The sequence below is a fragment of the Streptomyces sp. XD-27 genome, from assembly GCF_030553055.1.
Taxonomy (GTDB): domain Bacteria; phylum Actinomycetota; class Actinomycetes; order Streptomycetales; family Streptomycetaceae; genus Streptomyces.
On sequence record NZ_CP130713.1, the window covers coordinates 4,295,715 to 4,316,420 of the forward strand.

The window sequence follows — 20,706 nt, forward strand, 5'->3', positions numbered from 1 at the left end:
GCGGACGGATACGGCTCGCCGTACCGTCGTGGTAGGCACTCATCTCCGCTGTTTGGAGGCGATATGCCCCGCACGGCGCTTGACCCCCTGTTCACCGCCGTGGACGCGCCCGCCTTCACCGACCGGCACCTGGCGGAGCTCGCCGCCGGGACGCTCGCGGCGGTGCGCGTCCCGGACTTCCTCGACCGGCAGACGTGCGCGTCGGTGCTGGCGGGCCTCGACCGGCTGCCCACCGCCGACTACGACCACGCGCGCGTACCCACCCCGATCCTGCGGTTCGGGCCCGCGCTCAACGACTACCGCGAGCCCGACGGGACGTTGGACGTCGACCGGTATCTGAAGCACGCCGAGGCCGCCGACGACGCGTGGCAGCGGGCGGGAATACGGCCCGATCCGATCGCCGCCTCCCTTGAGCGGCTCGGATCCGCCTGGGGGGTCACCGTCAGCCCTGCCACCATCGGCGGCCGACCGGCCTTCGGTGGCACCCTGCGCGAGATCGACAAGGGCGCGCTGATCCACTACGACTCCGTCAACCGCGAGTTCCCGACCGGGCTCTTCGACCAGCAGGTCGTCGCCCAACTGGCCTTCAACATCTGGGTGCAGGCACCCACCGACGGCAGCGGGGCGACCATGATCTGGCGGCACCGGTGGGAGCCTGGCGACGAGCGGTACCGCGACGCCTACGGCTACCGGTCGGAGGCCGTGGACGGCCACCAGCGGGTGAGACTCGTTCCCGAGACCGGCGACGGGCTGCTGTTCAACCCGGTCCACTTCCACGCGGTCGAACCCTGCCCCGGCCAGCGGCGGATCGCCTTCGCCTTCTTTCTCGCGCTCACCCTCACCGGCCAGTTGATCTCCTGGTCATGACACCGTCTCCGTAAGGGCATATGCCTGCCATGGACGAACTGACCTACGACGACATCAAGGCCGCCACCGACCGGATCGCCGGACACGTCCGCCCGGTCGCCGTGGCCCCGCTCGACACCGGTGAGATCCGTACCGGTCACCGGGGGCCGCGGCACTCTCACGAGTGGGGCGAGCCCACGCCCTGCCACGTCTGGCTGGCGCTGGAATACCTGCAGCACACCGGGTCTTTCAAGGCCCGTGGCGCGCAGAACTTCATCCGCGCCCACCGGGAGGCCGGCGCCCTGCCGGACGTCGGTGTCGCGATCGCCTCGGGCGGCAACGCGGGGCTCGCCTGCGCCTGGGCCGCGCAGCAGCAGAACGTCCGGGCCACGGTCTTCCTGCCCGCCACCGCCCCGCCGGTGAAGGTGGCCCGGCTCCGCGGCTACGGGGTGGACGTGCGGCTGGTCGGCGCCGAGTACGCCGAAGCGGCCGCGGCCTGCGAGGAGTTCGCCGCCACCAGCGGCGCGCTGACCTCGCACGCGTACAACCACCCGCTCATCGCGGCCGGAGCCGGGACGCTGGTGGAGGAGCTCCGCGAACGGATCCCCGACCTGGACACCGTCGTCGTCGCGGTCGGCGGCGGCGGCCTGTTCGCCGGAGTCGCCACCGCCGCCCGGCACCACGGTGTGCGGGTCGTGGCCGTCGAGCCGGAGAACTGCCGAGCGCTGAACGCGGCGCTGGAGGCCGGGACCCTCGTCGACGTCCCCGTCGACTCCGTGGCCGCCGACTCGCTGGGCGCCCGGCGCGCCTCGGCCATGGCCCTGTCCGCGGCGCAGCAGGAGAACGTCGTCTCCGTGCTGGTGTCGGACACCGACATCGTCCAGGCCCGGCAGGCTCTGTGGGACCACCACCGCGTCGCCGTCGAACACGGCGCGGCCACCGCGCTCGCCGCGCTGACCAGCCTGAACAGGGTGTACGTGCCCGTCAGCGGGGAGAAGGTCGCCGTCGTGCTGAGCGGTGCCAACACGGATGTGCGGACGTTGGCGGCTGACGTGTAGCGAACATACGAACGTGCGATCGGATGTTCATTAGAACGTGTGATCACCGCCGGTAACGCTTCCCCCGTGACTCTGGGGGAAGTGATGCTTACGGTGTGCGAGTGAGGGGCTGCAGACCTTCGCCGCGCGACCCGGGCCAGCGGTCAAGTCCCATACCGCGCCGGGGGGATGGTCCCACTCAGCATTCACACGAGGAGTTCTTTCGTGAACGTAGTCACCGACATCGTCGCCGCCGTCGCCTGCTTCCTGGGCTGGCTCATCTGACGAGATTGAGTCCGACGCGAGTCCCCGCGTCGATGTGACGACCCGGCGCCGCCCTCCCGGTCCCACGGAGGGGCGGCGCTGTGTCGTTCCCGGCCCCGGTTCAGGTGAGCTGCGGGAGCAATGTCTCCGCGATGGCGACCTGCGTGTCCTGGAGCTCGTCCTCCCCGTCCTCCACATCCCAAAGGGAGTTCTGGAGTACGCGTGCCAGGGTCCAGCGCATCGCGCGCTGTCGATCCAGCCCGACCACCTCCGTCAGGAGATCGAACCGGCGGCGGACGGCGCGGGCGATGTCGCCGGTGGCGACGATGTCGTCCCAGCGGTTGTCGAGCGCGGGCATGAGGTCGAAGCCGGGGTCGCCCGCCAGCGGCTCGGGGTCGATGGCCAGCCAGGGCTCGCGGCCGGAGCCGGGGAGGGAGGCCAGCACGTTCTCGTAGTGCAGGTCCCAGTGCAGCAGCCGGTCGCCGGGCTCGTCCCGGACCTCCCGTACCGCGGCCGCGCAGGTCTCCAGCAGACGGCGCTCGTCCGGGTCGGCGAGGGCGGGCAGGGCTCGGGGCAGCTCGGTCAGCATCGCGTCGGTGACATCCGCGAGCGTGCGCAGCCCGGCGGGGGCGGGGCGGGCGACGAGGCGGGCCAGCAGCCCGGCGAGCTTGAGCAGGGCCGCCTCCGCGTCGGGTACGGAGGCCAGGGAACGGCGTATGTCCAGCCGCTCCAGCAGCAGCGTGCCGGACGGGGCGTCGTGGTCCAGCAGGCGCACGGCACCGTCGCCCGCCCACTCCCGCAGACCCACCGGCTCGCCCACGCTCTCCTCCGTCACCTGCCGGAATTTCAGGGCGGCCGGGGTGCCGTCCGGGCGCAGGACGGGGAGGACGAGGGCGGCCATCCCGTGCGCGGGGGCGCCGTCCGGGCGCAGGTCCCACCGCTCCAGGAACTCCGCGATCAGCGCCGGCAGCGCGGCGATCCACTCGGGGCCGTCGTCGCGGTCCTCGCAAGAGGCGGCGAATTGCTCGGGGAGGGAGATGTGCGTCATGAAGGGGGAGGCTCCTCGATGATGCCGATGGGGCGACCAATGGGGTGACCCGGCGCGGTGATCTTACGGTCGCGGTCGGGTCCGGTCATCACCGGTGCGGTGTCGTTGGACGGTGCGGTGCCTTGCCGGCGTGGGCGCCAGTGGCTGTGACCACCAAGACGGCCGTCTATCCGCGATCCGAACCTGGTGTGGCAGTGCCGCCTGAGCTCGCTTCGGGTTTCGTGTGGAGGACCTCGCGGACCTGCTCCGTGGCGCGGAGGATGCTCTCGCTGATGAAGTCGCTGAAGCGGGCGATGTTCTCCAGACGGGCGGCGGCCGGGCTGTCGCGGCCGAGGATGCCGACGCCCCGCCGTGCGGTCTCGGCGACCTGGGCGATGCCGCGGGCGCTCTCGATCGTCGACTGGTACCAGACGTCGTCGTCGACGAAGTAGCGCTCGCGGCGGCGTTCGCCGCGTTCCCGGCGGATGAGGCCGTGATCTTCGAGGGCCGCGATCGCTTTGGAGACGGACGCCGGGCTGACCTGGAGGTGCTGGACGAGTTCGGACGCGGTGAGGCTGCCCGTGTCGGCGATGAAGAGGCAGGTCAGCACCCGAGCCGTCATCTTGGGCATGCCCTGTCGCATCAGGAGGGTGGTGAACGCCTCCTCGTACTCGCGCACGGCCTCGGCGTCGCGCCCGTGGCCCTGCGCCGGCGCTCCCTGCCCTCGGGGCGCGGGCTGCCTGCGCCGGTGGGCTCGGCGTTCGGTGGCGCGGTGGGCCAAGTCGGCGCGGTAGGCGGTGGGGCCGCCGTTGCGCATGACCTCACGCGTGATCGTCGAGGTCGGACGATCGAGGCGTCGGGCGATCTCGGCGTAGGGAAGGCTGTCGGCCAGTCCCAGCGCGATCTTCTGGCGGTCCTGCTGGGTGAGCCTGCCTCCCGGCATCGCGATCTCCCTGGTGATCCTTCGTGGCGGTCCCTGATCCCCCACCATAGCGTTCACTTCTCAGTCATTGCAATGAACGGAGGGGTTGTCGTTGCGTTGATTTTAAGGTCGTTGCAACAGTTTCTCCGCATCTACCTGCATAAATGTCGATCCTGTGCAACGAATGTGTTGTCGGATTCTGGAAAGCAACGTAGCGTTTCCGGTGTCAGAAACAGCGAACGACTACGGGAGAGCACGATGCAGAAGTTCGACACCCCCGCCCCGATCTCCGCCGTCCTGAACATCCCCGCCGGACGCGTCCAGTTCATCGCCGCAGACCGCGCCGACACCACCGTCGAGGTCCTGCCCGCCAACCCCTCCAAGAGTCGCGACACCAAGATCGCCAAGCAGACCACCGTCGCCTACGCCGACGGCGTCCTGCGGATCACGGCCCCGACCCCCAACGAACAGCTCTTCGGCCCCTCCGGATCCGTGGAGGTCACCGTCCAGCTGCCCGCCGGCTCCCACATCGAGGCCCAGGCCGGCTGCACCGAGCTCCGCGGCGTCGGGCGCCTCGGCGACGTCGCCTTCGACGGCGCGTACCGCCAGATCAAGATCGACGAGGCCGCGAGCGTCCGCCTCACCGCGACCGACGGCGACGTCGAGGTCGGCCGACTCAACGGCCCCGCGGAGATCAGCACCGCGAGGGGCGACATCCGGATCGCCGAGGCCGTGCGCGGCACGGTCGTGCTCCGCACCCAGTCCGGCAACATCTCGGTCGCCGCCGCCGCGGGCGTCTCGGCCGCCCTGGACGCCGGCACCGGCTACGGTCGCGTCAGCAACGCCCTCAAGAACGATGGCACCGCCGAACTCGACATCCGCGCCACCACCCCCCACGGCGACATCACCGCCCGCAGCCTCTGAAGAGGCCCGAGGCCTAGCCCGTGGTCAGGCTCGATGTCACCGTGTCCGCGAACTCGACCGCCGCCGGGCTCAGCGCGTCCCACTGGCGGACCGCCCAGCCCGCCGCCAGAGGCGGCAGTGACGGGATCGGGATCAGACGCAGGTCGCGGCGGGCGGCGTCGTGCCAGCCGGGGAGGGCGGGCACGACGGCGTGGCCGAGGCCCAGTTCGGCCAGCAGGATCGCGGTGTCCCAGTCCGCGACGCTCGTCGTGGACTCCGGCTCGGTGCCCTGGCGCGTGAGGTGCTGGTCCAGCCGCGCGCGCGAGACAGAGTTCTCCGGGAGGCGGATGTGGCGGATGGCGGCCAGCTCGTCGGGGCCGATCTCGGCGCGGTCCGCGAGCGGGTCCCCCACCCGGACCGCCAGCACCCACGGCAGCGTGGTGACGGGCCGCTGCTCCACGCCCCGCACCGGCGGGCCGATCGTGATCCACGCCAGGTCCACCGTGTTCGCGGCGAGCGCCTCGAAGCACGCGCGGCTGGAGTTCTCCGTCTGGAACTCCAGCCTGACGTCCGGGTGCCGCTCCCGGAACGCCACCACCCCGGCCGACATGAAGTGCCGCACGGTCGTCGCGCCCGTGGTGACCCGCACCGTCCCGCCGTCGCCCTGCCGCATGTCGCGCAGCCGCCGCAGCGCGTGGTCGAGGCCGCCGAGCCCGTCGGCCGCCGCGCGGTGCAGGACCCGGCCGGCCTGGGTCGGTGCGACGCCGCGCGGCTGCCGCTCCAACAGGGCGATGTCCAGCTCCCGTTCGAGCCGCTTGACGCGCTGGCTGATCGCCGACTGGGTGCAGCCGAGATCGCGGGCCACGGCGCTGAGGCTGCCGGATTCGCATACCGCGACGAAGGCGCGGAGGTCGTCGAGCGTCATGAAGTCAAAGGTATAGCTAGGATGTTTGGAAGAAAACCTGAGGGTTGACTTGGGTTTCCGGAGGGGCGACGATCTTCTCAGGGCCCTGGGCGGCAACCCGTCCACGGTGGTCGCGTCACGGCTCCGGACCGTGTGGCCACCTATGGACGGGTGCCGACCCGACCGAGGTTGACACCTGCGCCGACGGCTCGGATCATCCAGGGGAACCGCCCGCTCCGCCCCCAAGGAAGGCGGCCGGTCCTTGCGTCTCTTGCGTCTGCCGCGGCTTGTCCCCGCGCTCCCCACCCTGCCCGCCTTCCCCGTGCTGCTCTGCGCTCTCGTCGGCGTACTCCTCGCCGGTGTCCTCGCCCCCACCCCGCTGGCCCCGGACCCCGGCCCGCGCGGCGGCACCGTCGACGTATGGCTCACCACCACCTCCGGGCCCGGCGGGCGGCACGTCGTCAAGGGGCTGGAGCGGCAGCGGCCGCTGCGGTTCACCGAGCGAGGCGCGGGCCGCCGCGGCGCACCGCCGGGCCGACCCGCCACCCCCGTCACCGTCGACGCGTCCCGGACCTACCAGGAGTTCGCGGGCGGCGGCGCCTCGTTCACCGACACCGCCGCATGGCTGCTGAACAGCAGCGGCGCGCTGAGCGACCGTACGCGCGAGAAGGTGCTGCGGGGGCTCTTCTCCCCGGACGACGGGATCGGGCTGAGCTTCCTGCGCAACCCGATGGGCGCCTCCGACCTCGCCCGCTTCGGCTACACCTACGACGACCTGCCCGCGGGCCGTACCGACCCGGACCTGCGCCGCTTCTCGATCAAGCACGACCTCGCCGACGTCCTGCCGCTGACCCGGCGGGCCCGGGAACTCAACCCGGACCTCACGGTCATGGCCTCCCCCTGGACCGCCCCGGCCTGGATGAAGGACAACAAGCGGCTGGACCAGGGCCATCTGGCCGCGCGCTACTACGGCACGTACGCCCGCTACTTCGTGAAGTACCTCCAGGCGTACCGGGCCCACGGCGTCCCCGTCGCCTACGTCAGCGCGCAGAACGAGCCGACCTGCTGCGGCGGCTACCCCTCCATGCGGTGGAACGGCTCGGGTCTGCACTACTTCACCCAGCGCGAGCTGCTGCCCAGGCTGCGGGCGGCGGGCCTGACGACGAAGGTGCTCGCGCTGGACTGGAACTGGGACCGGTACGACGGCTACGGCGCGCCGGTCGTCGCCGACCCGGCCGTCCGCGCCCACCCCAACTTCGGCGGGATCGCCTGGCACGGCTACTCCGGTGACGTGGCGACCCAGAGCGCCGTCCACGACGCCCACCCCGGCGTGGACGCGTTCGACACCGAGGTCTCCGGCGGGGAGTGGGCCGCCGACCAGCATCGGGCGGACATGCGGGGCATGATCGACGCCACCCGCAACTGGGGGCGCAGCTGGGTCAAGTGGAGCCTGGCCGTCGACCAGGACGGCGGGCCGCACCACGGCGGCTGCGGGAACTGCACGGGGCTGGTCACCGTGCACAACGGCGACCGGCGGCACGGCGAGGCCGACTTCACGGTCGAGTACTACACGATGGGGCATCTGACGAAGTTCGTGCGGCCGGGCGCCCGCCGCATCGCCTCGACCGCCGACGCCGCGGTCCCGAACGTCGCCTGGCGCAACCCGGACGGCTCGCGGGCGCTCATCGCGTACAACGACACCGGCCGCGCGCGGACCGTCGAGGTCGGCGCGGACGGCCGGTCGTTCCGCTACGAACTGCCCGCGGGCGCGTCCGCGACGTTCACCTGGCGCGCGGACTGACCGCCTGCGCACCGACTGTCTGCGCACTGACCGCCTGTGCACCGACTGTCTGCGGAGTGACCGCCTGCGGGCGGCCTGCCTGCGGGTGGTCTGCCTCCGGGCGGTCGTTCCGCGGGGCGGCCGGGCGGGCCGGCTGCGGGCCGCCGCGTACCACGGCCAGGACGAGGACGCCCGCCGCCAGCGCCGTCACGCCCGCGTACAGGCAGATGCGGTCCAGCCCGGCGGCGAACGCGTCGCGCACCACGGACTCCAGCGCGTGCCGGGCGGGGCCGGGCTCGGCGGCGTGCAGCACGGACTGGGCGTGGCCGCCGCTGATCGCCTCCGCGGCCTCCCCCGTGTGGTCGCCCGGCGCCTTGTCCTGCACGACGTCCCGCACGCGCGACGCGAACACCGTGCCCAGCACCGCGATGCCCAGCGCGTAGCCCAGCTGCCGGAAGGTGTTCACCGCGCCGCTGGCCATGCCCGCGCGCTCCGGCGGGGCCGAGCCGAGCGCCGCCTGGACCAGGACCGGCATGGCGCAACCGGTGCCGATGCCGGTCAGGACCAGTCCGGGCGCGAGCGCGGTCCAGTCGGAACCGGAGTCCAGCAGCAGGACGTGCGTGAGCGCGCCCGCGCCCACCAGCAGCAGCCCGCAGCCGACCGTCCGCCCCGGCGCCAGGCGCCCCAGCACCCGTCCGCCGACGGCGCCGACGAGCATCGAGGTCACGCCCAGCGGCAGGCAGGCCAGACCGGCCTGCACCGGGCTGAGGCCGAGGACGGACTGGAACCACAGGCCCGCGTACATGAGGTAGGGGAAGGCCGCGGCCTGGAGCAGCAGGGCGGCGGCCATCAGGACGGCGAACGACGGGCGGCGCAGCAGCCGCAGGTCCAGCAGCGGCTGCCGGGTCCGCCGCTCGGCCAGGACGAACGCCACGAGCGCCACGGCGGAGCCGAGGAGGGCGGTGCGGGCGACCGGGTCGGTCCAGCCCTCCTCGCCGCCCCGGATCAGTCCGTACGTCAGCGCCCCGGCGCAGAGCGTGAAGAGGACGGCGCCCGGCCAGTCGACCCGGGAACCGGGCGCGCCGCGCGACTCCGGGACCGTACGGACGGTGATCCACATCGCGATCGCGGTCAGCGGCAGGTTGACGAGGAAGATCCAGCGCCAGTCGGCGTACTCGGTGAGCAGGCCGCCCAGCACCGGGCCCATGGCCGCGGCGGCGCCGCTGGTGCCGCCCCACACGCCGAACGCGACGGCGCGGTCGCGTCCCGCGTACACGGCCATCAGCAGCGGGGTGTTGGTCGCGAACATCGCGGCCGCGCCCGCGCCCTGCACGGCCCGCGCGGCGATCAGGACGTCCGCGTCGGAGGCCAGGCCGCAGGCGAGCGAGGAGAGCGCGAAGACGGCGAGCCCGGCCAGGTACAGGCGGCGGCGGCCGAACAGGTCCGCGGCAGAACCGGCGGCCATCAGCAGCGCCGCCAGCGCCAGCGCGTAGATGTCCATCACCCACTGGAGGGAGGTGAACGAGGCGTCGAGACCGCGGGCGATCTGCGGCAGCGCGGTGTTCACGATCGTGACGTCGACGAGCAGCATGAAGTTGCCGAGGGTGATGGCCGCCAGGGGCCACCATTTGCTCCGCATGGGAACTCCGAACTCCGTGGTAGGGAAAAGGCGTTGCCATACGGTCCGGTCGGGGGCGGAACCATCTCCAGCCAGCCCAAGCCGACGCGGCGGATTCCGACATGGCATTAGCCTGGAGCGGTGAAATCCGACAGGGGCAGGGATGGGAAGGGAGCCGGCGGACGGCCGGGGCCCGCCGCGTACGACGAACTCGACCGGCAGCTCGTGCACGCCCTCCAGCTGGACGGACGCGCCCCGTTCAGCCGGATCGCCGAGGTGCTCGGCGTCTCCGACCAGACCGTGGCGCGTCGCTACACCAGGCTGCGCACCTCCGGCGCCATACGGGTCTTCGGGCTGACCGAACCCGCCCGGCTCGGCGAGGTGGTCTGGCTCGTACGCGTGGAATGCGAGCCGGACGCCGCCGCGTCCGTTGCCGAGGCGCTGGCCCGCCGCCCCGACACCTCCTGGGTCACCCTGCTCTCCGGCGGTACGGAGATCGTCGCCGTGACGCGGGCGGCCGGCGACGAGGACAGCAACGCGCTGTTGCTGCGGGCGCTGCCCCGGACCCGGCAGGTCGTGAGCGTGACGGCGCACTTGCTGCTGCACACCTTCTTCGGGGGCCGCCACGGGCTGGTCAACAAGTCCGGTGCGCTGACCGAGCGGCAGGCCGCGCTGCTGGCCGCGCCCGACCTGGCACCGGGCGCGGCCCCGGCAGGGCCGCTGACCGACCAGGACCGGCGGATGCTGGAGGAGCTGGCGCGGGACGGGCGGGCGCGGCCCGCCGAACTGGCCGCCTCCACCGGCTGGTCGCAGACGACCGTGCGCCGCCGGCTCGCGGAGCTCGCGGCCGACGGCACGCTCTACTTCGACGTGGACTACGACCACCGCGTCTTCGGTCTCGGGATCACGGCCATGCTCTGGCTGTCGGTGGCGCCGCCCGAGCTCGCGGCCACCGGTGAGGCGCTGGCACGCCACCCGGAGGTGGGGTTCGTCTGCGCGACCACCGGTCCGCACAACCTGCTGGCCTGCGTGGTCTGCGCTGATGTGCCCGCGCTGTACACGTATCTGACGACGCGTGTGGCGGCGCTGGGCGCGGTGCGGCAGATGGAGACGTCACCGAGGATCCGCACGGTCAAGGGCCCGGGACCGCTCCAGGTGGGGCCGCATGCACGCCGACCCGGGCGGACGCCGACGTAACAGCGATTCACGTCCTGTTCATGCCAATGGCGTCACGGTTGTTGACGATTGTAATGAACCTGCCGAACCCTGAGGGCGCGCCATCTCGTTCTTGCTCCGCTCCCCCACTGACTTCGGAGGAATCGAATGCGTCGGCTGTCCTCAACCCTCGCCGCGACCGCCGTCACCGCGGCCGCCACCATCGCCCTGGCCGCCCCCGCGCAGGCCGCCCCCGCCGACAAGCCGCAGGTGCTGTCGAGCTGGACCCAGACGAGCGCGGCCAGCTACGACGCGTGGGTCAACGCGCGTAACAACCAGAGCGCTTGGGCGGCGTACGAGTTCGACTGGTCCACGGACTACTGCAGCAGCTCGCCCGACAACCCGTTCGGGTTCCCGTTCCAGACGTCGTGCGCCCGCCACGACTTCGGCTACCGCAACCACAAGGCGGCCGGCACGTTCGACGCCAACAAGTCCCGTATCGACAGCGCCTTCTACGAGGACCTGAAGCGGGTCTGCAACGGCTACAGCGGCGCCAGCAGGACGACCTGCGACAGCACCGCGTGGACGTACTACCAGGCCGTCAAGATCTTCGGCTGACGGGCTCCGTCCGCGGGGTGGGGGGCCGACGCCGAAGGCCGCGCCCCCTACCCCACGCCGATGCCGCGACGCCGCTAGCCCAGCAGCCGTTCCAGGACGACCGCTATGCCGTCCGCCTCGTTCGACGCCGTGACCTCGTCGGCCACGGCCTTGAGGTCCGGGTGGGCGTCCGCCATCGCGACGCCGTGGGCCGCCCAGCCGAACATGGGGATGTCGTTGGGCATGTCGCCAAAGGCGATCGTGTCGGCGGCCGTCAGCCCCAGGCGGCGTGCCGCGAGGGACAGGCCGGTGGCCTTGGTGAGGCCCAGCGGCAGCAGCTCGACTATGTCCGGGCCCGCCATCGTCACGCCGACCAGCCCGCCGGCCACCGCCGTCGCCGCCTCGGCCAGGTCGTCGTCGCTCAGCCGGGGGTGCTGGATGTACAGCTTGTTGAGCGGCGCGGACCAGACGTCGGCGATGTCGGTGAACGGCGTGTACGAGAGCGAGCCCTCCACCGTGCGGTAGCCGGGGCCGATCAGCACCTCGCCGTCGAGGCCGTCGCGGCTCGCGGCGAGGAACACCGGGCCGACCTCCGCCTCGATCTTGGCCAGCGCCAGACCGGCCAGCTGCCGGTCCAGCGTGACGGAGGTGAGCAGCCGGTGCTCGCCCGCGTGGTAGACCTGGCCGCCCTGACCGCACACCGCCAGGCCCTCGTAGCCGAGATCGTCCAGGATGTGCCGGGTCCAGGGGACCGCGCGGCCGGTGACCACGATGTGCGCGGCGCCCGCCGCGCACGCCGCGGCGAGCGCGTCGCGCGTACGCGCCGAGACGGTCCCGTCGGAACGCAGCAGCGTCCCGTCGAGGTCCGTCGCGATGAGCCGGTACGGAAGCGGGGACTCGGCCGGGTCCTGCCCGGCTGCCCTGTGGTGCGGGCGGTCCTGGTCGCTGGCGCGGTGCGGGCGGTCCTGGCCGCTCACGCGGTGCGGGCCTGACGCACCGGCTCCAGGACCTCGCGGCCGCCCAGGAACGGGCGGAGCACCTCGGGCACCCGCACCGAACCGTCGGCCTGCTGGTGGTTCTCCAGGATCGCGACGATGGTCCGGGTGACCGCGCACAGCGTGCCGTTGAGCGTGGCCAGCGGGCGCACCTGCTGCTTGCCGTCCTTGGTCTCGCGCATCCGGATCGACAGCCGCCGGGCCTGGAACTCGGTGGTGTTGGACGTCGAGGTCAGCTCGCGGTACTTGCCCTGGGTCGGGATCCACGCCTCGCAGTCGAACTTGCGGGTCGCCGAGGCGCCCAGGTCACCCGAGGCCAGTTCGACCACGCGGAACGGCAGCTCCAGCGAGGTCAGCCACTGCTTCTCCCACTCCAGCAGCCGCTGGTGCTCGGCCTCGGCGTCCTCCGGGGTGGTGTAGACGAACATCTCCACCTTGTCGAACTGGTGCACCCGGAAGATGCCGCGGGTGTCCTTGCCGTACGACCCGGCCTCGCGGCGGAAGCAGGAGGAGAACCCGGCGTACCGGCGGGGCAGCTCGCCCGCGTCCAGGATCTCGTCCATGTGGTACCCGGCCAGCGGGACCTCGGAGGTGCCGACCAGGAACAGGTCGTCCTTGTCGAGGTGGTAGACGTCCTCGGCGGCCTGGCCGAGGAAGCCGGTGCCCTCCAGGGCCCTCGGCTTGACCAGCGCCGGGGTCAGCATCGGGGTGAAGCCGGCGGCGGTGGCCTGCGCCATCGCGGCGTTGACCAGCGCGAGCTCCAGCAGCGCGCCGACGCCGGTGAGGTAGTAGAAGCGCGAGCCGGAGACCTTGGCGCCGCGCTCGGTGTCGATGGCGCCGAGCAGCTCGCCCAGCTCCAGGTGGTCCTTCGGCTCGAAGCCCTCCGCGGCGAAGTCGCGCGGGGCGCCCAGCTCCTCCAGGACCCGGAAGTCGTCCTCGCCGCCGATCGGCGCGTCCGGGTGGACGAGGTTGCCGAGCTGGAGCAGCAGTCGCTGGGACTCCTCGGCGGCGGCGTCCTGCTCGGCGTCGGCGGCCTTCACGGCCGCGGACAGCTCGCCCGCCCGCTTGAGCAGCTCGGCCTTCTCGTCGCCGGTGGCCTTGGGGATGAGCTTGCCGAGCGACTTCTGCTCGGCGCGCAGCTCGTCGAAGCGGACGCTGGACGACCTGCGCCGCTCGTCGGCGGAGAGCAGTGCGTCGACGAGCGCGACGTCCTCTCCACGGGCGCGCTGGGAGGCGCGCACACGGTCGGGGTCCTCACGGAGCAGGCGAAGGTCAATCACCCCACCAGGTTACCGGTGCGTGGTCCTCAACCTCGACCCGATATTCCCTTGCGTTCCGTTTTGCCCGATTTGGCGGGCGCCGGAAGGGGCGGGAAAGGATGGCGAATTCTCGCCGGTCAAGGAATTCCCGCGCATTCGCCGAAATGGGGCATACGGGTTCACGGTGCTGACGTGTATGCGTGACTTCCTTGCCGATGTGGAGAGTTGGGCCTGCGGTTGTCCACAGGGCTGTGGGGTCTCCCTGTGCTTATCCACAGGCTGTGCGTAGGCTCTGTGGATATCGGAATTGATCATTCTGACTCTGGTCGGCTAGCCCGAAGGTGAGGAGCGTAAACCCGCCTCAGGCACTCTTTCGGGTGGGAATGATTCGGTTTCCCTCGCCCTAAAGGGTTGTCCGGTGAATTTCGGGTGACGGGTGGCGGCGCGGGGAGGTGCGACCGCGGGTCGGGCGGTTTCGGGGATTTGTCGACGATGTCGGGTTGATCTGTCGACTTATCCCCAGCTTGCGCGGAGCCCTGTGGATAACCTTGGAGGCGATCAGGCCCGGCCGTCCTGGCAGCGTGCCAGCCAGTCCGCGGCCGCCACGAACTCCTCGTCGGTGGTGCCGCGCCGCAGCGGGCTCACGTCCGACGGCAGCACGCCCGCCCGCGGGTACGAGCCCAGGAACCGCACCTTCGGGCAGATCCGCTTGAGCCCCATCAGCGCCGAGCCGACCCGGCGGTCGGTGATGTGCCCCTCGCAGTCCACCGAGAAGCAGTACCGGCCCATGCCCTCGCCGGTCGGCCGGGACTCGATCCGCATCAGGTTCACTCCGCGGGCTGCGTACTCCTGGAGCAGCTCCAGCAGCGCGCCCGGGTGGTCGTCGGCGAGCCAGATCACCACCGACGTCTTGTCCGCGCCGGTCCAGGCCGCGGGCCGGGCCGGGCGGCCGACGAGGACGAAGCGGGTCACGGCGTTCTCGGCGTCGTGGATCTCCGATACCAGCGGCTCCAGGCCGTACCGGGCGGCCGCGAACTCGCCCGCGAAGGCGCCGTCGTACCGCCCCTCCTGCACCAGCCGCGCGCCGTCCGCGTTCGACGCCGCCGACTCCCACTGCGCGTCCGGCAGGTGCGCCGCCAGCCAGTTGCGCACCTGCGGCTGGGCGACCGGGTGGCCGGTCACCGTCTTGATGTCCGCCAGCGTGGTGCCGGGGCGGACGAGCAGCGCGAAGGCGATCGGCAGCAGCACCTCGCGGTAGATCATCAGCGGCTCGCCGGTGGCGAGTTCGTCCAGGGTGGCGGTGACCCCGCCCTCCACCGAGTTCTCGATCGGCACGAGCGCGCCGGCGGCGGCTCCGTTGCGTACGGCGTCCAGCGCGGCCGGCACGGAGACCATCGGGACGAGCTCGCGGGTGGCGGCCTCGGGGAGCGTGCGCAGCGCCGCCTCGGTGAAGGTGCCTTCGGGGCCGAGATAGGTGTAGCGACTGGCCGACATCACGGTGGTCTCCCTGTGATCAGACGAGTCGTCCACGATACCCACGGGCGGCGGGGCGCGGGGTGGTCATCCGAGCTGTGGACGCCGCCGGGGACAGGGGTCGGGGGCCGCCATCGAGGGGCCGCCCCCGGGTGCCGCACGACCCGGGCCGCGCCTCCCGGGTCCGCCCCCGGCCCGGCGGGCGGGGCTCCGCCCGTCGAGGCTCGGTCGGCGACGGGCGGTGTCTCAGGGCCGCCAGCCCGCCGGGCGGGCCATCCCCACCAGCAGCAGGACGAGTTCGTCGACGATCTCGTCGAGCGTGGCGTCGACCTGCCCGGCCGTCCAGTCGTGCAGCAGTCCGTTGACGGCGCCGATGAACGCCGTCGCCGCCAGCCGGTAGTCGCGGGGGGCCGCCTCGCCGCGCTCGGCCGCCTCCACCGCCGCCGCGCGGATCAGCTCCACCCAGCGGGCCCGCCGTACCAGCCGCTGCCGCTCCAGGCGCGGGCTGACCCCGACGATCTCCACGAACGCGATGCGGATATGGCGCGGGTCGCTGGTCGCGGCGGAGGCGTACGCCCGGAACACCGCCTGCGCGCGGTGCTCCAGGTCCAGCCCCTCGGACTCGGCGAGGGCGGCGCGGGTGGCCTGTTCCGCCTGGTCGTTGACGAACAGGTGCAGGGTCGCCAGCACCTCCTCCAGGCCGCCGAACTCCTCGTAGAACTGGCGGGTCGAGAGCCCGGCCGCCTCGCACAGCGCGGTCACCGAGGTGGCGCGGTAGCCGGGGGAGTCGCCGAAGAGCCGCAGGCCCGCGTCGAGCAGTCGCTGCCGCCGCTCCGCCCGCCGTTCCTGTGCCGATCTCCCCGCGTACCTGCCGGTGGGTTGCCTGACCGTGCCCGCCACGGGCCCTCCCTCGCTGAGCGCTCCCACGTGGCTCGATTCTGCCCGTGCACGGGCCTTGCCGGGCCGGGCGACCGGTACTTACCGTCGGGTAAGGAAGTCTGAACACGAACCTTTTCACATTGCTCCCTCACAGGAAGCCGGGACAAGGATCATGAGCCGCTTCAGACACATCGCCGTACGGCTGGCCGGGGCCGCGGCCGCCGTACTCGTCCTCACCACCGCGGGAGGCGGTGCCGCGACCGCCGATGCCGCGACCGCCGATGCCGCGACCGGCGATGCCGGGACCGGTAGGGCGGCGTTGCGGGACGTCCTCCTCGTCGGCAACGGCCAGGGCGGGACGGTCAGCTTCATCGACGGCCGCACGTACCGAAACCTCGGCTCCTTCGACGCCGTCCCCGACCTGGAAGAGCGGCTGGCCGGGATGACGATCGTCGAGCGCATCGGATACGAGGCCGTCAACGCCGTCCAGGGCTACCGCAAGCTCGTCGACGACATGGCCCTGTCGCCCGACGGCCGCACCCTGTACGTCTCGCGCGGGGTGCTCTCCGACGCCGTGGCCTTCGACCTCCCGACGGGGAAGATGCTGTGGCGGCACCGGACCGAGGGCTTCAAGGCCGACCACGCCGCCCTGTCGCCCGACGGCACGCGCTTCATCGTCTCCGCCACGACGGCGAGCAAGGCGGAGGTCATCGACACGGCCACCGGCGAGGTGGCCACCACCTTCGCCACCGGCACGTACCCGCACGCCAACGACTACTCGCCGGACGGCACCGTGCTCTACAACTCCAGCATCGGCGTCACCTCGCTGCCGAAGCTGCTCAACGGGGCCAAGGGGAAGAAGCAGGTCGTCGCGGTGGACGCCAGGACGTACAAGCCGCTGAAGACGTACGACTTCGCGTACGGCGTCCGCCCGGCCGTCTTCACCGCCGACAACCGGACCATGTACGCCCAACTGTCGTACCTCAACGGCTTCGTGGAGTACGACCTGGCCACGTCGAAGATCACCCGCACGGTGACCATGCCGTTCAGCGAGAAGGCGGCGAAGCTCGGGCCCGACGCGTATCCACAGAACTCCGCCCACCACGGCATGGCTGCCAACGGCGACGAGAGCAAGCTGTGCGTCGCCGGGACCATCGACGACTACGTGGCGGTCGTCTCCCGGCCCGGCCTGACCACCGACGGATTCGTGCACTACGACACCGACGCGCTGCCCTACTGGACGGCGAGCAGCGCCGACGGCCGCAGGTGCTTCGTCTCCCTCGCCAACCAGGACCGGATCTCGGTGGTGGACTACGCGACCGCCAAGGAGGTCGCCCGCGTACCCGTCGGCGACTTCCCGCAGCGCGAACGGCTCGGGCTCGTCAGCGAGGAGGCGCTGAACGGGCTCGACCCGGCGGCGGGCTGACCGGTTCCCCTCATATCCGTGCGTGGGTCAGCCGGATTCGTATCCGTGCGTGGGCTCAGCCCTCCAGCAGCGGCTGGCCCACGTACGAACCCGGCCGCGCCGCCGGGGGCACCGCGAACAGCCCGCTCGTCTCGTGCCGCAGGAACCGCGACAGGCCGTCCCCCCGGTCCAGCTTCCGCTGCACCGGCACGAAGCCCTTCAACGGATCCGCCTGCCAGGCGATGAACAGCAGCCCCGCGTCCGGCGCGCCGTCGTCCAGGAAGCCGTCGTGGTACGAGAACGGCCGCCGCAGCATCGCCGCGCCCTGGTTGGACTCCGGCGCCGCGACCCGCACATGCGCGTCCCCGGCGATGGCCAGCGCGCCTTCCGGGGTCACCTTGTTGAGGTCGACCGGGGTGGTCTCCGTACCGCCCGACAGCGGCGCCCCGTCCGCCTTGCGGCGCCCGATCACCTTCTCCTGCCGCTCCGGCGACAGATGGTCCCAGGAGTCCAGCAGCATCCGGATGCGCCGTACGACCGCGTACGAGCCGCCCGCCATCCAGGCGGGGGAGCCGTCGCGCGGCACGAACACCCGCCGCGCGAAGTCCGGGTCCGACGGCTTGGGGTTGTTGGTGCCGTCGACCTGGCCCATCAGGTTGCGTGCGGTCATGGGGCGGGCGGTGGCGCCGGGCGTGCGGTTGAAGCCGTTCATCTGCCAGCGCAGCCGCGCCGTCTCCCCGGCGTCGCGCTGGAGCGCGCGCAGCGCGTGGAAGGCGACGAGGGCGTCGTCCGCGCCGATCTGCACCCACAGGTCGCCGTTGCTGCGCTTGGCGTCGAGGGCGTCGGCGGAGAAGTCCGGCAGCGGCGCGAGCGCCTCCGGCAGTTGGTCCGCGAGGCCGGTCCGGCCGAAGAACGACCGGCCGAAGCCGAAGGTGACGGTGAGCGAGGACGGGCCCGCGTCCAGCGCGATTCCGGTGTCCGTGTCGCCCGCCTGCGGCTGCCCCGCCATCAGCCGCCGGGCCGTCGCCGACCAGCGGCGCAGCAGCGCGGCGGCCGCCTTGCGGTCCGCGCCGGGCGCGAGGTCGAAGGCCAGCAGGTGGCCGCGGGCCTGGAGCGGGGTGGTGATGCCGGGTTGGTGGGCGGTGTGCCCGCCGTTTGCGCCTTGGGTGCCGTCGAATGGGATCGAGGTCGAGCCGAGGGCGGTGAGCGGGGTCGGCGCGGCGTCGCGCACCGCCTCGGTGGTGGCGGCACCGGCGCCGCCGCCGACGGCGAGCCCGGCGGCGCCCGCGGCACCGGCGGTGCCGAGCAGCCGGCGCCGGGAGACGCCGGGGGGAGCGGTGGCCTGGGCGGCGGTGCCGGTGCGCGCCTCGGCGGCGTTCGGCGCTGCCTTCGCCTTGGTGCCGGCCGCTTTGCCGTTCGCTGCCTTGCCGTTCGCTGCCTTGGCGTTCGCCGTCTTGGGGTTCGCCGTCTTGGCGCTCGTCGCCTGGGCGCCGGATGACGTCTGCGCGGTCTGCTTGGCCGTCTTCGGCGTGGTCTTCGGTGTGGTCTTCGGCGTCGTCTTGCCTGTTCGCTTGGTCATCAGCCGATCTTCACTGTCTTGACCTCGGTCACCTGGTCGATGTCGGAGGTCCGTACGGTCAGGGAGAGCTGCCATGCGCCCGGCACCGGCAACTGGAAGCGGTCGGCGCCCAGGTGCCCGGTGGACAACTGGGTCAGGGGGACGGCGAGCGGGCCGATGGCCTGCTTCCGCTGCGTCAGCGACAGCTTGATCTCCGCCACGTCCACCGGGCGTCCGGCGGCGTCGGTGAGGTACACGTGCACCTCGTTGTCGCCCTTGCGGGCCGGGTCGAGGGTGATCTCGGCGCTGCCCCGCCCGCTCTTGCTGCCGGTGTCGTACGGGATCTTGACGCTGACGGGCCCGGCGGCGGGCGCCGACGTCCCGGCCGCCGCCTGCTCGGTCTCGGCGCGGCCCGGCTGGGTGCTGGTCAGCACGGTCGTCACGGCCAGCAGGACGACGGCGATGGCCGTCTCGGCGAGCACGGAACGGCGCAGCGCGCTGCGTTCGGGATCGGCGTCGCGCCGCCGCCGGGTCGCGGTCCGGTCCACCGCGGCGCGCTGCCGGGCGAGCTGAGCGGCACGGACGGGGTCGGGGTCCGCGTCGGCACCCGCCGGCCCGGCCGCGCCGGTCGGAGCCGTCGTCTCCGCCGGCCCGGCCGCACTGGTCGTACCTAGCGTCTCCGCCGGTTCCGCCGCGCTGGTCGTAGCCGTCGCCTCTGCCGGTTCCGCCGCGTCGGTCGTAGCCGCCGTCTCCGCCGCCTCGTCACCGTTCCGTGCCGGGTCGGTCAGGCGGCCGGTCCAGCGGCGCGAGACGGCGGCGACCGCGACGAGCGCCGCCACCAGCCCCACCTTCACCAGCAGCCACTTCCCGTACTCCGTACGGGTCAGCGCGTCCCAGCTGCCCACCTGCCGCCACGACTGGTACAGCCCTGTCGCGACCAGGACGAGCACCGCGCCGAACGCCATGCGCGAGAAGCGCCGCACCGCCGCGGCCGGGACCGGTTCGCCCGCGCGCAGCGTCGTCAGCAGCGCGAGCAGGCCGCCCAGCCACACCGCGACCGCCAGCAGGTGCGCCACGTCGACCGGCATGGCCAGCCACGGCTGGATGCCGACCGACGCGTGTTCGGCCATCGCCCAGGTCGCGCCGAGTCCGGCCGCGACGACCGCGCCGCCGATGCCGAGGCCGAAGGCGAGGTCCCGCCGGGCCCGGCGCGCGGCCATGCTCTCCTTCTCGCTCTCCTGCTCGGCGGCGTTCTGGCGCGCGTACGTGCCGAACAGGACGGCCAGGAACACCGCCGCCGCGCCGAGCAGCAGCAGCCGCGACAGCAGGGCCGCGCCCGGTTTGGTGGACAGCACGTCGTCCAGGGCGCCGAGGTCGAGGGCGGCGCCGACGCCGTCCCCGTTCACGTACGGGCCACGCAGCAGCAGTTGCAGCAGGGTGGCGGTGAACAGGGTCACCCAGCCGCCCGCCGCGACCCGGGCCACCGGGCGTGCGGACCGGCACACCCCGGCGAACAGGCAGCCGCCGACGAGGGCGGCGAAGCCCGCGTAGGCGGCGTACCGGGCGATGCCGTACAGCAGGTCGACCGCGGCGTCCGGCTCCGCGGTCGTCGGCACCGACACCGAGGTCTTGGACGGCGCGCCGATGGAGAAGGTGAACGCGCCGCCCACCGGATGGCTGTCCTCCGAGACCGCCTGCCACGCCACCGTGTACGTGCCGTCCGGCAGCCCGGAGCGCAGCGCGACCGACGCCGTGGACGACGCGCCGTCGACATGGCCGGGCCTGCCGGTGTCCACCCGCTTGGCGTGCGGGTCGAGGACCCGTACCGAGTCCTTGGACAGCAGCACGCCCTCGGAGAAGGTGAGGGTCACCCGCTCCGGGGCGTCCGGCAGCACCGAGCCCTGGGCGGGATCGGTCCCGGTGAGCGCGGCGTGCGCGGCGGCGGGTGCGGCGCCGTAGCCCACGGTCCACAGCAGCGCGGCGAGCAGCGTGCCGCAGATCGACAGCAGGCGCAGGCGCAGCCGCAGCCGCCGCCGGGCCGCTACGGACGTTGCGGCGGTCACGGAGGTCATCGGCGTCCGTCC

The 20,706-nt window shown here is 72.7% G+C and carries 16 protein-coding genes and 2 pseudogenes; 7 read left to right on the forward strand and 11 right to left on the reverse strand.

The genetic code is table 11. The features are described 5' to 3' along the window. The first annotated feature begins 63 nt into the window (after positions 1-63). Positions 64-867, forward strand: a complete 804-nt coding sequence (locus Q3Y56_RS18370; protein WP_304463001.1) for a proline hydroxylase — start codon at positions 64-66, stop codon at positions 865-867. Positions 868-896: 29 nt separating this feature from the next. Continuing rightward, positions 897-1,904 (forward strand): serine/threonine dehydratase, encoded by a 1,008-nt coding sequence (locus Q3Y56_RS18375; protein WP_304463002.1) that lies wholly within the window; start codon positions 897-899, stop codon positions 1,902-1,904. A 364-nt stretch (positions 1,905-2,268) separates the two neighbouring features. On the opposite strand, the gene Q3Y56_RS18380 is transcribed toward Q3Y56_RS18375, so the two are convergent. From Q3Y56_RS18380 to Q3Y56_RS18390, 3 genes and pseudogenes are all read right to left on the reverse strand, one after another. Then, a complete protein-coding gene (locus Q3Y56_RS18380) occupies positions 2,269-3,195 on the reverse strand; it encodes an aminoglycoside phosphotransferase family protein (protein WP_304463003.1) in 927 nt (308 codons plus the stop codon). A gap of 166 nt (positions 3,196-3,361) precedes the next feature. Then, the gene (locus Q3Y56_RS18385; protein WP_369696859.1) at positions 3,362-3,817 is read right to left on the reverse strand and encodes a MarR family transcriptional regulator; all 456 of its coding nucleotides are present in this window, start codon (positions 3,815-3,817) and stop codon (positions 3,362-3,364) included. Between the two features lie 102 nt (positions 3,818-3,919). Then, a pseudogene (locus Q3Y56_RS18390) lies at positions 3,920-4,165 on the reverse strand (helix-turn-helix domain-containing protein); the annotation flags it as partial. A 189-nt stretch (positions 4,166-4,354) separates the two neighbouring features. Between Q3Y56_RS18390 and Q3Y56_RS18395 the strand changes: the two are divergent. Then, positions 4,355-5,020, forward strand: coding sequence for a DUF4097 family beta strand repeat-containing protein (locus Q3Y56_RS18395; RefSeq protein ID WP_304463004.1), 666 nt, complete (start codon positions 4,355-4,357; stop codon positions 5,018-5,020). A 13-nt stretch (positions 5,021-5,033) separates the two neighbouring features. Here the strand turns inward: Q3Y56_RS18395 and Q3Y56_RS18400 are convergent, their stop codons facing one another. Further along, complete coding sequence (locus Q3Y56_RS18400; RefSeq protein WP_304463005.1) at positions 5,034-5,924, reverse strand: LysR family transcriptional regulator; 891 nt, start codon at positions 5,922-5,924, stop codon at positions 5,034-5,036. Between the two features lie 286 nt (positions 5,925-6,210). On the opposite strand from Q3Y56_RS18400, the pseudogene Q3Y56_RS18405 reads away from it, so the two are divergent. Continuing rightward, positions 6,211-7,692, forward strand: a pseudogene (locus tag Q3Y56_RS18405) (glycoside hydrolase family 30 beta sandwich domain-containing protein); the annotation flags it as partial. On the opposite strand, the gene Q3Y56_RS18410 reads toward Q3Y56_RS18405, so the two are convergent. Continuing rightward, entirely contained in the window at positions 7,685-9,322 is a 1,638-nt protein-coding gene (locus tag Q3Y56_RS18410) for an MFS transporter (protein ID WP_304463006.1), read from the reverse strand. The pseudogene Q3Y56_RS18405 and the gene Q3Y56_RS18410 overlap by 8 nt on opposite strands. A gap of 120 nt (positions 9,323-9,442) precedes the next feature. Here Q3Y56_RS18410 and Q3Y56_RS18415 point away from each other — a divergent pair, with 120 nt between their 5' ends. Both Q3Y56_RS18415 and Q3Y56_RS18420 read left to right on the forward strand, forming a co-directional pair. Then, positions 9,443-10,498: an Lrp/AsnC family transcriptional regulator gene (locus Q3Y56_RS18415; protein WP_304463007.1), complete on the forward strand. Its 1,056-nt coding sequence runs from the start codon at positions 9,443-9,445 to the stop codon at positions 10,496-10,498. 126 nt (positions 10,499-10,624) lie between these two features. Further along, positions 10,625-11,074: a phospholipase gene (locus Q3Y56_RS18420; protein WP_304463008.1), complete on the forward strand. Its 450-nt coding sequence runs from the start codon at positions 10,625-10,627 to the stop codon at positions 11,072-11,074. A gap of 74 nt (positions 11,075-11,148) precedes the next feature. Here the strand turns inward: Q3Y56_RS18420 and Q3Y56_RS18425 are convergent, their stop codons facing one another. The 4 genes from Q3Y56_RS18425 to Q3Y56_RS18440 form a co-directional block, all read right to left on the reverse strand. After that, positions 11,149-11,928 carry an HAD family hydrolase gene (locus tag Q3Y56_RS18425; protein ID WP_304465670.1) on the reverse strand — a complete coding sequence of 260 codons (780 nt, stop codon included), beginning with the start codon at positions 11,926-11,928 and terminating at the stop codon, positions 11,149-11,151. Positions 11,929-12,026: 98 nt separating this feature from the next. After that, positions 12,027-13,328, reverse strand: a complete 1,302-nt coding sequence (gene serS / locus Q3Y56_RS18430; protein WP_304463009.1) for a serine--tRNA ligase — start codon at positions 13,326-13,328, stop codon at positions 12,027-12,029. A 537-nt stretch (positions 13,329-13,865) separates the two neighbouring features. After that, positions 13,866-14,801 carry a prephenate dehydratase gene (gene pheA, locus Q3Y56_RS18435; RefSeq protein ID WP_304465671.1) on the reverse strand — a complete coding sequence of 312 codons (936 nt, stop codon included), beginning with the start codon at positions 14,799-14,801 and terminating at the stop codon, positions 13,866-13,868. A 225-nt stretch (positions 14,802-15,026) separates the two neighbouring features. Continuing rightward, positions 15,027-15,680 (reverse strand): TetR/AcrR family transcriptional regulator, encoded by a 654-nt coding sequence (locus Q3Y56_RS18440; protein ID WP_304463010.1) that lies wholly within the window; start codon positions 15,678-15,680, stop codon positions 15,027-15,029. A 151-nt stretch (positions 15,681-15,831) separates the two neighbouring features. Between Q3Y56_RS18440 and Q3Y56_RS18445 the strand changes: the two genes are divergently transcribed. Continuing rightward, positions 15,832-17,085, forward strand: coding sequence for a YncE family protein (locus tag Q3Y56_RS18445; RefSeq protein ID WP_304463011.1), 1,254 nt, complete (start codon positions 15,832-15,834; stop codon positions 17,083-17,085). A gap of 55 nt (positions 17,086-17,140) precedes the next feature. Here Q3Y56_RS18445 and efeB read toward each other — a convergent pair whose 3' ends face one another. Beyond that, positions 17,141-18,643, reverse strand: a complete 1,503-nt coding sequence (efeB, locus tag Q3Y56_RS18450) for an iron uptake transporter deferrochelatase/peroxidase subunit (protein ID WP_304463012.1) — start codon at positions 18,641-18,643, stop codon at positions 17,141-17,143. Continuing rightward, a complete protein-coding gene (locus Q3Y56_RS18455; protein WP_304463013.1) occupies positions 18,643-20,694 on the reverse strand; it encodes a FixH family protein in 2,052 nt (683 codons plus the stop codon). The genes efeB and Q3Y56_RS18455 overlap by 1 nt, the downstream gene beginning before the upstream one ends. Positions 20,695-20,706: the final 12 nt, after the last annotated feature.